Below are 15439 nucleotides of genomic sequence, written 5' to 3' on the forward strand. Positions count from 1 at the left end.
CAACTCATGAATCCAACATTTGGTGACAAGGTTGAGGGAGCTCATTATCAAACACGTTACGGTGTTTATGCTGTGATTCCTAACCAAGAAAAGACAATGATTATTTTAGTCCAGGCTCCTAACGGGGCTTGGTTTCTCCCAGGTGGGGAAATCGAAGCAGGCGAGGATCACTATAGCGCATTAGAACGCGAGTTAATTGAAGAACTTGGGTTTACAGCCACTTTGGACCAGTACTATGGCCAGGCTGATGAATACTTCTATTCAAGCCACCGTGACACTTACTATTACAATCCAGCCTATATTTATGAAGTTGTAGATTTTTCAAAAATTGGCAAACCTCTCGAAGATTTCAATAACCTAGCCTGGTTTCCAATTGACGAAGCCATTGCTAAACTTAAACGTGGCAGTCATAAATGGGGAATCGAACAATGGAAAGAAACTAACACAACAACTGGCAAATCCTAGGAGGAAACTATGAAACTCATTAATACGACCCGTACACACCAAGAACTCGTTCAAAACCAACTAGACAATACGGATGCCTTTCTCGTAGAGACCTACTCTGCTGGGAATACTGATGTTGTCTTTACACAAGCACCTAAGCATTATGAACTCTTGATTTCAAATAAACACCGTGCTGTTAAAGACAATGAATTAGAAGTTATCCGTGAATTCTTCCTCAAACGAAAAATCGACAAGGATATCGTTTTGATGGACAAACTCAGAACAGTACACACTGACAAATTGATTGAGATCTCATTCCCAACAACTGTATAAGACAAAACAAGCAATGGCTAATACCACTGCTTGTTTTTTAGTATATTACAAAGCTTTCGAAGCTTGATCCAGAACTTTCATAACCTGACGACTATGTTCCAACTGCTTGGCAACACTGTCAAAATCCTTGGTAGCCACCATTTTTTCAAAAGCCACAAATTCATCATGCATACGATGTTGTGGACTATTGAGATTGACAACTCTCTCTTTCTGATCATTGAGAGTGACTCCAATCTCAGGAAGAGTATTGGTTGCACCAAAAATGGTAATAGCTCCCTTATCCCCTTGAATAGTTGAACGAATCTCCGCACTACAGTCTTTAGCTCCAATGGCAACAGCCTTAAAGTTACCATAGTCCAAAACTAGAATCCCTGACGTATCCACTCCTCGCTCCACATTAGGGAGATATTCCACACGATTAGGCTTACCAAAGAGGCCAACCAAAAGATGGATATTATAGATATTAAGATCTCTAAGTGCTCCCCCACCCATTTCAGGGTTGAAGGCAGGAGCAATCTCTCCTCGCTTAAAGGCGTCATAACGTGACGAATATTGAGAATAATTGATATTCACAATCTTAATATCTCCAATATCAGACAAAGCTTCCTTAATCGCTGTAAAATTAGCCAAATATTGATTGGTAATAGCCTCCATCAAGAGAAGCTCTTTTTCTTGAGCAAGCTTAGCTAGCTCTTCAAACTCTTCCAAATGTAAGGTGAAGGGTTTCTCACAGATAACATGCTTGCCGGCCAAAAGTGCTTTCTTAGCATAATCATAGTGGGTATGGTTGGGCGTTCCCACATAAATCGTATCGACTTCTGGATTGGACAAAATTAACTCATAATCACTAGTCGCCTGAGACAAACCATATTGCTTAGCTAGAGCTTCTGCCTTATCAAGTGAGCGTGGTGTCGACAAGATAGCTTCAAGCTCAATACCCTCAATAGTCGTTAACACAGGAAGAACCTCTGTCACAATCATTCCTGTACCCAATAATGCAAGTTTCATCAACTTACCTCCTTATTTCTATTCTATTTCTAAGCCCAAAGAAAGACTTTTAAAAAGAGGACTCCAATAAAAGCCCTCTACATCTTAAGAACGTCCAAGCAGTTTCTTAATTCCTTGAATGGCCTTATATTTAAGAGGTTGTGGATAATAACGGAAAGTTCCCATTTTACGAACGATATAACCATTAAAGTTTTGTTTAAAACGCAAAACCCCATCTGAACCATCAAAAATTCCCATAATGCCAAGGAAATTATAGAAAGTAATTCCACGTTTAATGGCTTGGGTCATTACATATTCTTGAAGAGCTACCGGAGCATAAAAACGATTGAATTCTGTATAAGAACCGCTAAAAAGATATACTGCCTCTTGAGGTGTATAAACAAATAGACTTCCAGCAAGAACAATATCATTTGAGCCATATTTGGCAATAAAATCATTCGCCTCACTGATACGAATATTCAATGTTTCAATTTGCATTTTCAACTGTGATACTCGCTTATTAACCTTAGCAGAGTTAACACCCTCTGCAATCTTCTCTTCTAAAGGAAACAACTTTTCTTGGATAACATTTTTATCTAACTCTAAATTAGACAAATACTCCTTAAAGTTAATTGAAGCAACCATAAATTCACAATCATCACCAAAACTATCGTAAAAATCCTGGTAATAATCAAGAGTTTTATCTGTATAATCTCGTCTTCCAGAAGTTGATGAGGTTATCTCTTTAAAAATGCCTAATTCAGAACGATCCAACTTTCGTATTTTAATACCAAAGCTAGATGTCTTATTCATTAATGGTCTACCTTTTTTACTAAAAGATTTTCTCAAATTTTCTACTGTCAACCCAGATAAATCCTTCACATAATGCCAGACAGGCTCACCATTAGGATAGCCTGTCTGTAAACCATCAAAGCTATAACCTAAATCAGTTAATTGACTAATCAGTTGCTTCTGCTCATCACTAGTTGGTTCACCATTACTATCAAAAGTTTGATAAGCATCATAAGGTTTGATCAACAGTTCAAGAGCACCATTTGCCTTAGCATAGTCCTTCAAACCTTGGTAAAAGTCGCTCAGATGAGCCGCATTTGAGTGAATCGGTCCACAATTCACCTCCATACGAAGCCCACCAGTCATAGGCATGCTGTAGACAATTGCTGAGACTTCTAGCTGATTTCCTTCTTTCCAAGCGACATAGCTAATGCTAAATCCACGTTTTTCAAGAAGCTTAGCCATTTCCTCAGTTTGCATAAAAGAACGCTCAGACACTTGTTGAGCATGTGTGTTAAATTCTTCTTTAGTTATTTGAATGAAACTCATTTTTTTCCTTCCTAAAATGGATAAAGTAAATGACGAGTGAGATAAAAAGCAAGATGGCAAGTACTGCCACTAATGGCATTCGGATTGGACGGATATTAAGCAACAAATCTCCACTAACTGCATAAACAATCGATACTGGCGTCACTCCAATAAGTGTCGCCAAAATCCTCGTCCTTGTGGGTAGATTCATCTGAACACAAGCATAATTGACCAGAGCTGATGGTATAAATGGAATAGAGAAGGCCAGTGAAATCCCAATAAAGCGATGCTTAAAGTTCTCAATATAGTTTAGAAGTTTCTCCATGCGTTTGGACTTCTCTGGCTTTTCGAGTCTTCTCAGAATTTCAAAACTAGTTAAATTCCCAAAAGTATTACCAATAATATTCATCGGAATCGCAAGCAAAGGGCCATAGAGTAGCCCAACAAAAATACAAAAAATAGAACTTGAAACTCCAGGAATAGCCGATGACAGAATCATGAGACTAAGAAGGATCAGTGCATTTTGGAAATTAGCCTGCTTAAAAACTTCTCTTAAAAAGGCCTGATCATGCTTAGCGTTGGTCCATTCCTTGATTAAGGGGATGAAGTTATTTAAAAGAGGCCATAAGAATACCAGTATTAAACCGGCTATCCCTATAAAAAATAGTCTTTTTTTGGTCATTACATCTCCACAATTTTAATCACCCCTTTTATTATAACAAAAAAATGCCTTCATTGATTTAGAATGGCATCTTTTACTGTGATTACTTATTAATCAAATTCGCTTGTGTCTTGTTTTCCAAGGCACCATTTTTAAAGTTAAGGGTAAGGCTACCTGTTTCACCCTTCTTAGCAACAAGGTTCGAAGACCAAAGTGCTTGTGTCATTGTTGCATCTGAAGAAACAGCAATCGAATAAACATCCGGTGTACCAAGCGTTTTGACAGCATCGTCATAGCTAGTTCCATTTTTGAGATTTTCGTACATCTTCAGTGTGATTTTAGGATCACGGACGTAAGAAAAGTTTGAAATTGACTTAACAACAGTGCTATTGTTAAAGAGTTTCGCTGTAACAACAACATTGTCATACTGCCAATTATAAACATCAAGCTTAGCATCTCCTGCCTGCTCCTGACTCGTTGATGAAGGTTCACCAAACCAGCCCTTCAAGCTATCAAGATTTGAGCCTCCTGAAAATTCCTGAGAAGCATTTGCCATGGTAATCTTATCAAAGTTCTGGCGAACATTTCCATGCTTAACGGTTAAAATCTTTGATGCTTCATTATCCAAAGATCCCTTCGTCTCTGTCTTAGACGAAGATTTTCCACAAGCAGCTAGAGTAAAAAGTGAGAGACCTAAAACGGTCAAAGACAAAAGTTTTTTCATAATAAATTCCTATATATACAAATAAAAGGCTGACGCCTCTGGTTTATATGGAGCCGGTGGGAGTCGAACCCACGTCCAAACACCTGCCAACATATTCGTCTACAACCATAGGTTATGTCTTTCATTTAACAGATAGACGACACATAACTCAAGCCTTCTATCTGCGAGCCTATAAATCTCTTTTCAACCAGCTAGGCAATGGTCAAACGTAGCTTATAAATCAATAAAACCTCTAAACAAACATAAGCAATCTGCTAGAAGTCACGCGAGCAGGTGTTTAGGCTGCTACAGCGTAAGAATTAGTATTTTTTGCAGTTATATTTAACTGAGCGTTTACGTCGCCACACGAGTCGCAGAATATGCCTCATAATGCCTGTCGAATCCGTAACGACCCCAATATGAGATACTGAGTATTATAGCAAATTTTTTAATCAATTGCAAAAGATTAGCCAAACTGCCTCCCCAATAAATCAACCATGGAATTGCTAATAAAGTAGCTTACTTTGGTTTTAGGATAAGCTAATAACTTTTTTCTGTATGCTTGTCTTTTCCCTTTCAATGCTAAAAGATTTTATAAAATACTTTCACTAAAACTTACCGAGTAAAAAACGTTGAGAGAACAAATCTTTCAACGCTTTTCTTTTTGCACCCTAAGGGAATCGAACCCCTATCTCAAGAACCGGAATCTTACGTGATATCCATTACACTAAGGGTGCTAACAGTATACTATTATAGCATACTCTAAAATAGAAAAAAAGACATGTTTCCATGCCTCTTTTTTTATCTTACAATTCGATATCTCCGAAAAGATCCGCCATTGAGAATCCAGATTGAGTTTCTGGAAGTTCGTAATCACGTTTTTCTTGACGTTTTGGACGACGTGGACGTGATTGACGTTTTTCGTTGTTTTCACCTTCAGCGTTAGCTGGACGTTCTTCAAGAGCTTTGATAGAAAGTGATACACGTTCTGCATCAGCGTTTACTTCAAGAACTTTAACAGTAACGTCTTGACCTACTGAAAGAACATCTTTTGGATTTTCAACACGTTTGTGTGAAATTTGTGAGATGTGAACAAGTCCATCGATACCTGGCAATACTTCAACGAAAGCACCGAAGTCAGTCAAGCGTTTAACTTTACCTTCGATAACATCACCAGCAGCAAGTTTTTGTTCAACGCCATCCCATGGTCCAGGTGTTGTTGCTTTAAGTGAAAGTGATACACGTCCTGCTTCTTCGTCGATAGCAAGAACTTTAACTTCAACTTCATCACCTACAGATACAACTGATTTAGGTGAAACGTTACGTTCGTGAGACAATTCAGTCACGTGAACAAGTCCGTCAACACCACCAAGGTCGATGAAAGCACCGAAGCTTGTCAAACGAGCAACTTTACCAGTTACGATTGAACCAACTTCAAGTTTAGAGAAGACTTCTTTACGAGCTTCTGCAGCTTCTGCTTCAACAACTTCACGACGTGAAAGGATGAAACGGTTTTCAGCTGGATCAACTTCTTTAATTTTAGCGTCAAATTCTTGACCTACAAATTGTTCAGTGTTACGAACAAAACGAGTATCGATCATTGAAGCTGGAATAAATCCACGAAGACCTTCAAATTCAACTGAAAGTCCACCTTTAACAGCGCGTGTTCCTTTAACAGTAACAACTTCTTCTTCACGACCAACAAGTTTATCCCAAGCTTTGCGAGCTTCCAAGCGTTTTTTAGATACAAGGTAAGTTACAGTATCAGTATCTTTACCAACAACTTGACGAAGAACAAGCACTTCAAGTGTTTCACCAACTTTAACAAGGTCTGCAACGTTTGCGTCACGGTCGTTTGTCAATTCACGACGTGTCAAAACACCTTCGATACCAGTTCCTTCGATAACAACATTTGCTTGATCATTATCTACTGAGATAACTTCAGCTGTTACAACGTCACCTGTGTTAACTTCGCTAACACTGTTTAGCAATTCTTCAAATTCGTTCATTCTAAAAAGATCCTCCAACAAGAGCCAGCCAATTCTGACCCTTGATAACAATATATTTTTAAAGGTACCCGCAAAGACAATGGTTAACTTAGACGGTGCCAATGCACCCGATACCTTTTACTGGGGTAGCTGGATTCGAACCAACGCATGAGGGAGTCAAAGTCCCTTGCCTTACCGCTTGGCTATACCCCAATAGCAAAATGCTATAAAAAAACATCTAAGTACTTGATATCGACTATCCCGATTCAGTTTCTTAGACATGGAGAGAGAGGGATTCGAACCCCCGAACCCGAAGGAGCGGATTTACAGTCCGCCGCGTTTAGCCTCTTCGCTATCTCTCCTTAAGAACAAGAAATAGTATATCACAGTTTCTTGACCAAAGCAAGCCTTTACTTTGGATTTTAATGATTAAGATTGTATGATTCAATAATGGTAGCTACTGCATCATCCATTTTTTTGTGGAAACCTACAACATTTTCCTTGTCAACAACGGCAAACTTACCATCAATTTCCACAATTTGTCCGATGACTTTCTTACCAACAAGAAGTTCAAAACCTTCAATAGTTGCTTTATTGACGACTACTTTAGCATCATTAATTTGAATTTCAATTTTTTTATCTTTTTTACTCATAGATTTATACCCGATCCTTGGCTCGAGCCATCCTTTCTTAATGTATCTTCTTAATTCTACCGAAAAAGAAAAAAGCTTGCAAGAGCAAGCCTTAAAATAATCATTTATCTATTAAGAATTAGTCAACTTTGACAATCCATCCTTCTGGTGCTTCAACATCACCAAATTGGATACCTGTCAACTCATCATAAAGTTTACGTGTTACAGGACCTACTTCTGTTTCTGAATAGAAGACATGGAAGTCATCACCATGTTGTACCCCACCAATTGGTGAAATAACGGCAGCTGTACCACAGGCACCTGCTTCGACAAATTTATCCAATTCGGAAATCTTAACATCACCTTGGATAGCTTTCATGCCAAAGCGATTTTCAGCCAAGTAAAGCAATGAGAACTTAGTGATAGATGGCAAGATAGATGGGCTGAGTGGTGTAACGAATTCGTTATCGGCTGTGATACCAAAGAAGTTTGCAGAACCCACTTCTTCAATCTTAGTGTGAGTTGCTGGATCAAGGTAGATTACATCAGAGAAGTTACGGTCATGTGCAATCTTACCTGGCAACATACTTGCTGCGTAGTTACCACCAACCTTAGCAGCACCTGTACCATGTGGAGCAGCACGGTCATAATCATCTTGGATAAGGAAGTTTGTTGGAGCCAAACCACCTTTGAAGTAGTTACCTACTGGCATAGCAAAAATGGTAAAGATATACTCATCTGCTGGATGCACACCAATGATATCACCAACCCCAATCAACAATGGACGGAGATAAAGTGTTGCACCTGTACCATATGGTGGAACATATTCTTCATTTGCACGTACAACTTGTTTACATGCATCTACAAATTTGTCAACGGGAACTTGTGGCATCAAAAGACGATCCGCAGTACGTTGCAAACGTTTAGCATTTTCATCTGGACGGAACAATTGAATAGAGCCATCTTTAGTACGGTAAGCCTTGAGGCCTTCAAAAGCTTCTTGACCATAGTGAAGGGCTGGAGATGCTTCTGAAATATGCAAAGTCGCATCCTCAGTCAATTGCCCCTCATCCCATTTACCGTCTTTGTAATATGAGATATAACGGAATGGAAGTTTACTGTAATTAAATCCTAGATTTTCCCAGTCTAAATCAACTGTCATGTGTATATCCTCTTTTCTGTTACTATGTGCTTTCTAGTATAGTCCTTTTCATTGAAAATTTCAAGGTTATGTTGCAAAATTCTGACAATTCTTTTTAAAACACTTATTTTGCCCATCAAAGAAAAAAACTCTGCCCTCTAATAAGAGAACAAAGCTTTCTTATCTTTATCTTTCAATAATCTTGGCAGAAAAGACTTCTTTGTCTGCTAATCCTTCAATGAAACTACCGTTGCTAGTACGGTCTGAAATATTTAGAAGGGACAAGTCAACCTCTGCCGTTTCGCCTGTTGTTGCTGTTACAAGCAAGGTCTGAGGAGTCTCTTCCACTGGTGTTGCTAGAAGATCTATTTCGCCACCAGCATTTTCCGTAAAGACTGGACCCGCAGTAAAGACACGATGTGGTTTAGTCTTAAGCTCACGAAGAACTTGGAGACCTCGACCAGCTCGCTTAGCCTGTGGAATATCTGCTGTAGCCACACGTTTGAGACTAGCTCTTTGTGTCAGAAGGTAGAAACTTTGAGTATTTGCTACAAAAACAGCCTGAACGGTATCATCATCCTTAAGATTGATTGCCTTAACACCTGCTGCCTTGGCACCAACTACGGGCACTTCGTCAGCATTAAAGCGAAGGGCATAACCCTTTTGAGTGATAATCATGATATCATCCAATTGAATCGGCGTAACCGTAACAATAAAATCACTATCATCCTTGAGTTTAGCGTATTTAACCGACTTAGACTTGTAGGTACGCCATGGTGTAAATTCCTTGCGTTCGAAACGTTTAATCTGACCCAGCTTGGTAGCTGATAGGTAAGTACCTGTTTCAAAATCATCCAGGATTTCTGCGTAAAGCACTTCTTCATCCTTAGATAAATTGGTGATAGTTTGTGATAAATGCTCTCCCAAATCCTTCCAACGAATGTCTGGTAACTCATGGATTGGACGATAAATCACATTGGCCTGATTAGTGAAAATCAAGAGGTGTTGTGTCGTCTTAGCTTGCTGAACCAGAATCAAATCATCATCATCACGTTTTCCGACTTCGTCAATCGTTGAAGCATTGAAAGAACGTGGGCTTGTACGTTTGACGTAACCACCGCGAGTGATGCTGACATAGGTTTCTTCTTCAACAATCAAACTTGCAGTATCAATTTCAATGGTCTTGGTTTCTGCTTGCAACTCTGAACGACGGTCATTACCAAATTTCTTCTTAATGTCACGGAGTTCACGTTTCATGACATTAAACATGGTACGCTCATCACCAATGATAGCAGCCAAGGTTGCAATTTGTTCACGTAAATCAGCTTCCTCATTTTGGAGGGTAACAATATCCGTATTGGTCAAACGATAAAGCTGCAAGGTCACGATAGCTTCGGCTTGTTCTTCTGAAAAATCATAGCTGACCTTAAGATTTTCCTTAGCATCAGCCTTATTTTCAGAAGCTCGGATAAGAGCGATAACCTCATCCAAAATAGAGATAACTCGGATCAATCCTTCAACAATATGAAGACGTTTTTCAGCTTTTTCCTTGTCAAATTTTGAACGAGCAACAATAATATCACGACGGTGGGCAATATAGCTAGATAAAATCTTTTGTAAGCCAACTTGACGTGGGGTGAAATTATCAATAGCCACCATGTTGAAATTGTAGTTAACCTGAAGATCCGTATATTTCAAAAGGTAGTTAAGAATAGTTTGGCTGTCAGCATCCTTCTTAAGTTCAATAGCAATACGCAACCCTGTACGGTCAGACTCATCACGAACTTCTGCAATACCTGGAACCTTGTTATTAACACGAACATCATCGATTTTTTTAACAAGAACTGCCTTATTGACATCGTAAGGAATTTCAGTAACGATGATTTGTTCCTTGCCACCTTTGAGTTGTTCAATTTCAGTACGTGAACGCACAACGACGCGGCCCTTACCAGTTTCGTAGGCCTTACGAATCTCATCTTTACCCTGAATGATAGCCCCTGTTGGGAAATCTGGACCAGGCAAGAATTCCATCAATTTATCCAGTTTAGCAGATGGGTGATCAATCATGTAGACAACGGCATCGATGACTTCTGACAGATTATGCGGTGGAATGTCCGTGGCATAACCAGCAGAAATCCCTGTAGCACCATTAACCAAGAGGTTTGGAAAGGCTGCAGGTAAAACGGTTGGTTCCTTCTCTGTATCATCAAAGTTCCAAGCCCAAGGAACGGTGTTTTTATCAATATCTTGAAGAAGGTAGCCAGCAATCTCTGACAAGCGCGCCTCTGTATAACGCATAGCCGCTGGTGGATCACCATCCATAGAACCGTTGTTACCGTGCATTTCAACTAAGATTTCACGATTCTTCCAGTCCTGGGACATACGCACCATGGCGTCATAAATGGAACTATCACCATGTGGGTGAAAATTACCCATAATGTTACCCACCGACTTGGCAGATTTACGATAGCCCTTGTCATGGGTATTGCCATCCTTATTCATGGAATAAAGAATACGACGTTGAACGGGTTTCAAACCGTCACGAATGTCAGGAAGCGCACGCTCCTGAATAATGTACTTGGAGTAGCGTCCAAAACGCTCCCCCATGATGTCCTCAAGGGACATGTTTTGAATATTAGACATAAGATACAAAGGGACGATTCGGCTTGCCGAAAATTTCTGTAGAAAAATAGGAAATCGATGTAGGGTTCGATAAGCCCAAAGCGATTTATCTTTTTTCCTAAGAAATTAGTCCCGTGTTCAGTTACATTCAGTAACCAAACGACCCTTTCTGTAGTTTAAAATACGTTGTTAAACGGTGAGGACGGAGCTTTCACACAGCATATAAGGCCTGTTCAACTCCTTTCAAAAAATGTATAGCAATTATGATAGATAAAAGATATTTTACGGAAAAATTATTACCTGTTTAGTTAAAATACAAATGGACAATTAAGCTTGGAACAATATAAAGCACCTTGTAGGATCTGAATAAGCTTTTCCACGTTCCAAAGTTTACTAGTATAAATGTGCTCAGACATATTTGATTTTCTAGAAATCCCTAACTAGTGTTCGCTCTATGATAGAAGTTAGAAAAATTTAATGCTCTCTATATCTCGTAGAATTAAACCAGCGATATTCTAATTTATTACATTTTTTAATCATCTGATTTTTTTTATTTTAACTCTAATTCTCTTTTTAACTTTGCTAATTTCTAGAAAAATATTTTTGCTTTAAAATTGCTCATTAAAAAATCAGGTAACCTTACTTTATTCCTAGTTAAGTTGTAAGAAAATCAGATAAGTTGAAATTTCACTTCTATAATACTTTATTTCATTAAACATATTAATTAATATCCTGGATATAGAGGATCTTCTACGCTTATGACTTTATCTGAAAGATAACGTCCCAATGCATGAAAATTATTATCATCTGATATAGAATTTGAAAAATTGAATTCTTTCCCTTTTGTTAGCTCATCGATATTCCATTTAACTCCAGATAATACGCATAATCTCTGTTTATCCTCCTCCGATAATTTATTATCATTTCTTGGAAGAAGTCTCTCAAATTCTTTATCTAAATACGAAAAGGTATTATCATATATATTCTCGTCTCCAGATGCCTTCATCTCATTCTCAGGAAAATGAGCCATATTTTTGGTATAGTTTTTTAAATCTTCATACCGTTCATCTGGAAGCCTTTCTTTCCCAAAGGGAGTTGTTAAAAATTTTTCAGTAATTTTCTTAGATGGATTATCTTTATAAGAATATTCAATATCAGTAAATATTGCTAAGAAAGGATAAACTCTCAATTCAAATGCAATGTCATCCGAACCAGGTTTACCGTATATTTTTTTTCTCAAATCCTTAGCACCTAATTTACCAAAAAAATTTTTCGGCAAAACTGACGTCTCAATTTCATCGATTGTTTTACCTGTACTTGTTTGACTTATGACATTATCGTAAGAGATCGGCAAAAGAATAAGACTGGATACTCTCCTACCATCTTTAAAAATATAATATAACTTTGCTGGAACATACATGAAATATGATGGTTGAGGAGGAGAAGTTAGAGGTTTTTGTGATTCATTATATAAGGTATAACTTGGATTACTCTGCCACAAATTTTGAATGATATTAAAATTTGTAGTATCTAAATAACTATTTCTTTCTTGATTTTTTAAATTATTTTCAATGGTTTGATAACTCATGAAGGCTGTAATTATAAGCGAAACCAGTGAAATAATAATTGATATGTTTTTTTTATACCACGGTTTATTCTGTTCCTCTTGTTTGATTAGAAATGGTTGTGGTAATTGAGGTAATTCAATTTTTGTATTTTCGACATTACTGCTATCGTTTTTTAAATCTTCTTTCACCTTTCTTGGAACATTAACTTTTTGACTCTTTTTTTTAGACATCCATTTCTCCTCCTAAAACACCATTTCCCCACTTTCCTCAAGTGTAAATTTAACGTTATCTTCGATCCATTGACGGCGTGGTGCTGCCTTATCTCCCATAAGGACTGAGACGCGACGTTCGGCACGCGCTAGATCGTCAATCGTCACTCGGATAAGGGTTCTTGTCTCTGGATCCATGGTTGTTTCCCAAAGCTGGTCAGCATTCATCTCACCAAGCCCCTTGTAACGTTGGAGAATAGCTCCACGACCAAATTTTTGACGAAGTTCCTCAAGCTCCCCATCTGTCCAAGCGTATTCGACAACTTCCTTCTTGCCTTTTCCTTTGGACATCTTGTAAAGAGGAGGCAAAGCGATATAAACGTGTCCTGCTTCAACCAACGGACGCATATAACGATAGAAGAAAGTAAGAAGTAAGGTCTGGATGTGAGCCCCATCGGTATCGGCATCGGTCATGATGATAATCTTGTCGTAGTTGATATCGTCAAGATTAAAATCAGCTCCAACACCTGCACCAATAGTGTAAATCATGGTATTGATTTCTTCATTTTTGAGAATGTCAGCCATTTTGGCCTTCTCAGTGTTTAGGACTTTACCTCGAAGAGGCAGGATAGCCTGAAATTTACGATCACGACCTTGTTTAGCTGATCCACCGGCAGAATCCCCTTCGACTAGATAAAGCTCATTTTTCTTAGCATTTTTAGACTGGGCTGGCGTCAGTTTCCCTGATAAGAGCCCCTTGTCTTTTTTATTTTTCTTGCCATTTCGACTCGCATCACGCGCTTTTCTAGCAGCTTCACGGGCATCACGGGCCTTGATAGCCTTACGAACCAAGTTAGAAGCTAAATCCCCATTTTCCATAAGGAAGTAAGTCAGATGCTCTGAAACAATACTATCAACAATAGGACGAGCTAAAGGAGATCCAAGTTTGTCCTTGGTTTGTCCTTCAAACTGAAGGTGTTCTTCAGGAACCAAAAGCGAGATAACTGCTGACAAGCCCTCACGGTAATCTGAACCTTCAAGGTTCTTATCTTTTTCTTTGAGAAGACCCGTCTTACGCGCATAATCGTTAAGAGCCTTGGTAATGGCAGACTTGAAGCCTGTTTCGTGGGTCCCTCCGTCCTTAGTACGGACATTATTGACAAAGGAAAGGATATTGTCAGAGTATCCGTCATTATACTGGAGGGCTAATTCCAAGTGAAATTCTTGCTGATCTCCATCAATATAGATAACTGGTGTCAGCGTTTCCTTGTCCTCATTCAGGTATGACACAAAGTCTTGAACTCCATTTTCATAATGGAATTCTTCACGAACTTCTTCTTCGCCACGCAAGTCTGTCAATGTCATAGTGACATTTTTAAGAAGGAAGGCTGATTCTTTGAGACGCTCTGAGATAGTGTTAAATTTAAAGTCAGTTGTTGAAAAGATGCTCGCATCAGGCATAAAGGTAACTTTTGTACCTGTCTTAGACTTAGGCGCTTTACCAATCTTTTCAAGCCCTGTTACAGGGTGACCACCATTTTCAAAACGTTGGCGATAAACACTACCGTCACGGGTAATTTCTACCTCAAGCCAACTAGACAGCGCATTAACAACTGAGGAACCCACACCGTGAAGACCTCCAGAAGTCTTATAACCACCCTGTCCAAATTTACCACCCGCGTGGAGAACAGTGAAAATAACTTCAACTGTTGGTTTACCCATAGCATGCATACCTGTCGGCATCCCACGTCCAGAGTCAGAAACAGAAACGGAACCATCCTTATTTAGGGTAACAGCGATAACATCACCAAAACCAGAAAGAGCTTCATCGACCGCATTGTCGACAATCTCCCAAACTAGGTGGTGAAGTCCTGTTCCATCTGTTGAGCCAATGTACATTCCAGGGCGCTTGCGAACCGCATCCAACCCTTCTAGTACCTGAATGGCATCATCATTATAATTATTTACATTAATTTCTTTTTTAGCCAAGAGTGACCTCCAAAATTTTCATCCTTATTATTTTATAAGTTTTCAGAAGAATTTGCAAAAGAAATCAAGAAAGTCCAAAAGATATCTTAAGGCTGACTGACTTTGTCAATTACTAGGCTGTATGCTATAATTATCTCATGAAAATCTTATTGTTAATCCTAATCGCCTACTTGCTAGGTTCCATTCAGACCGGCCTCTGGATTGGGAAACTTTTCTTCCATACCAATCTTCGTGAGCATGGCTCTGGAAATACTGGAACAACCAATACCTTTCGTGTTCTAGGTAAGACTGCTGGTACCATCACCTTCTTGGTTGATATGTTCAAGGGGACCTTGGCTGTTCTTCTACCTATCTGGCTTGGTGTTACAGAGGTTTCACCTCTAATCATTGGTTTCTTTGCTATTATCGGACATGTTTTTCCAATCTTTGCTGGATTTAAAGGTGGGAAGGCCGTTGCGACAAGTGCTGGGGTGCTTCTTGGTTTTGCCCCACTCTACTGTGTATTCCTACTCTTGGTCTTTGCTCTAACACTCTATCTAACCAGCATGATTTCATTTTCAAGTGTCACTGCTGCAATTGTTGGACTGATTACCTTGGCTGTCTTTCCAGCCATCCACTTCTTGCTAGATGGCTATGACCTTATTTTCACTGGGGTCCTCACCATCATGGCTTTGATTATTTTCTTTCGCCACACTGAAAATATGGGGCGAATCCGTAGGCATCAAGAAAACTTGGTACCTTTTGGACTTAATTTAACCAAACAAAATCCAAATAAATAATACAGATCTATCAACCACTAGCAAAAAGCTAGTGGTTTTCTTGTTCTCCTAATCAAACAATGC

At 38.9% G+C, this 15439-nt stretch carries 12 protein-coding genes, 3 tRNA genes, 1 other RNA gene and 1 pseudogene; 3 read left to right on the plus strand and 14 right to left on the minus strand.

The genetic code is table 11. The features are described from left to right. The first annotated feature begins 6 nt into the window (after positions 1-6). Complete coding sequence (locus tag NSQ79_RS07145; RefSeq protein WP_049528946.1) at positions 7-465, plus strand: NUDIX hydrolase; 459 nt, start codon at positions 7-9, stop codon at positions 463-465. Positions 466-474: 9 nt separating this feature from the next. Then, entirely contained in the window at positions 475-777 is a 303-nt protein-coding gene (locus NSQ79_RS07150; protein WP_002885967.1) for a DUF1827 family protein, read from the plus strand. A 45-nt stretch (positions 778-822) separates the two neighbouring features. Here NSQ79_RS07150 and NSQ79_RS07155 read toward each other — a convergent pair whose 3' ends face one another. From NSQ79_RS07155 to parE, 14 genes and pseudogenes are all read right to left on the minus strand, one after another. Next, positions 823-1785 carry a Gfo/Idh/MocA family oxidoreductase gene (locus NSQ79_RS07155; protein ID WP_049528942.1) on the minus strand — a complete coding sequence of 321 codons (963 nt, stop codon included), beginning with the start codon at positions 1783-1785 and terminating at the stop codon, positions 823-825. A gap of 84 nt (positions 1786-1869) precedes the next feature. Continuing rightward, the gene (locus NSQ79_RS07160; protein WP_164332194.1) at positions 1870-3105 is read right to left on the minus strand and encodes an aminoacyltransferase; all 1236 of its coding nucleotides are present in this window, start codon (positions 3103-3105) and stop codon (positions 1870-1872) included. Then, positions 3083-3766 carry a VTT domain-containing protein gene (locus NSQ79_RS07165; protein ID WP_049528939.1) on the minus strand — a complete coding sequence of 228 codons (684 nt, stop codon included), beginning with the start codon at positions 3764-3766 and terminating at the stop codon, positions 3083-3085. Before NSQ79_RS07165 ends, NSQ79_RS07160 begins: the two co-directional genes overlap by 23 nt. Before the next feature lie 82 nt (positions 3767-3848). Beyond that, positions 3849-4469, minus strand: coding sequence for a DUF3862 domain-containing protein (locus tag NSQ79_RS07170; protein WP_049528931.1), 621 nt, complete (start codon positions 4467-4469; stop codon positions 3849-3851). Positions 4470-4514: 45 nt separating this feature from the next. Beyond that, positions 4515-4864: a transfer-messenger RNA gene (gene ssrA / locus NSQ79_RS07175) on the minus strand. A gap of 249 nt (positions 4865-5113) precedes the next feature. Then, positions 5114-5185 (minus strand) — tRNA-Arg (locus tag NSQ79_RS07180). Between the two features lie 69 nt (positions 5186-5254). Continuing rightward, positions 5255-6457 (minus strand): 30S ribosomal protein S1, encoded by a 1203-nt coding sequence (gene rpsA / locus NSQ79_RS07185; protein WP_003094841.1) that lies wholly within the window; start codon positions 6455-6457, stop codon positions 5255-5257. Between the two features lie 120 nt (positions 6458-6577). After that, positions 6578-6649, minus strand: a tRNA-Gln gene (locus tag NSQ79_RS07190). 68 nt (positions 6650-6717) lie between these two features. Further along, positions 6718-6798: transfer RNA gene (locus NSQ79_RS07195), tRNA-Tyr, on the minus strand. Positions 6799-6858: 60 nt separating this feature from the next. Beyond that, positions 6859-7089 carry a DUF2969 domain-containing protein gene (locus NSQ79_RS07200; RefSeq protein ID WP_045771880.1) on the minus strand — a complete coding sequence of 77 codons (231 nt, stop codon included), beginning with the start codon at positions 7087-7089 and terminating at the stop codon, positions 6859-6861. Between the two features lie 118 nt (positions 7090-7207). Then, positions 7208-8239, minus strand: a pseudogene (locus NSQ79_RS07205) (branched-chain amino acid aminotransferase); the annotation flags it as partial. 156 nt (positions 8240-8395) lie between these two features. Further along, the gene (gene parC / locus NSQ79_RS07210; RefSeq protein WP_049527438.1) at positions 8396-10852 is read right to left on the minus strand and encodes a DNA topoisomerase IV subunit A; all 2457 of its coding nucleotides are present in this window, start codon (positions 10850-10852) and stop codon (positions 8396-8398) included. A gap of 703 nt (positions 10853-11555) precedes the next feature. Continuing rightward, positions 11556-12629, minus strand: coding sequence for a hypothetical protein (locus NSQ79_RS07215; RefSeq protein WP_004182951.1), 1074 nt, complete (start codon positions 12627-12629; stop codon positions 11556-11558). A 12-nt stretch (positions 12630-12641) separates the two neighbouring features. After that, positions 12642-14597: a DNA topoisomerase IV subunit B gene (parE, locus tag NSQ79_RS07220; protein ID WP_048790638.1), complete on the minus strand. Its 1956-nt coding sequence runs from the start codon at positions 14595-14597 to the stop codon at positions 12642-12644. Between the two features lie 137 nt (positions 14598-14734). On the opposite strand from parE, the gene plsY reads away from it, so the two are divergent. Continuing rightward, a complete protein-coding gene (gene plsY / locus NSQ79_RS07225) occupies positions 14735-15376 on the plus strand; it encodes a glycerol-3-phosphate 1-O-acyltransferase PlsY (RefSeq protein WP_339313439.1) in 642 nt (213 codons plus the stop codon). Positions 15377-15439: the final 63 nt, after the last annotated feature.

The organism is Streptococcus sp. FSL W7-1342 (assembly GCF_037966635.1).
GTDB classification, from domain to species: Bacteria; Bacillota; Bacilli; order Lactobacillales; family Streptococcaceae; genus Streptococcus; species Streptococcus salivarius_D.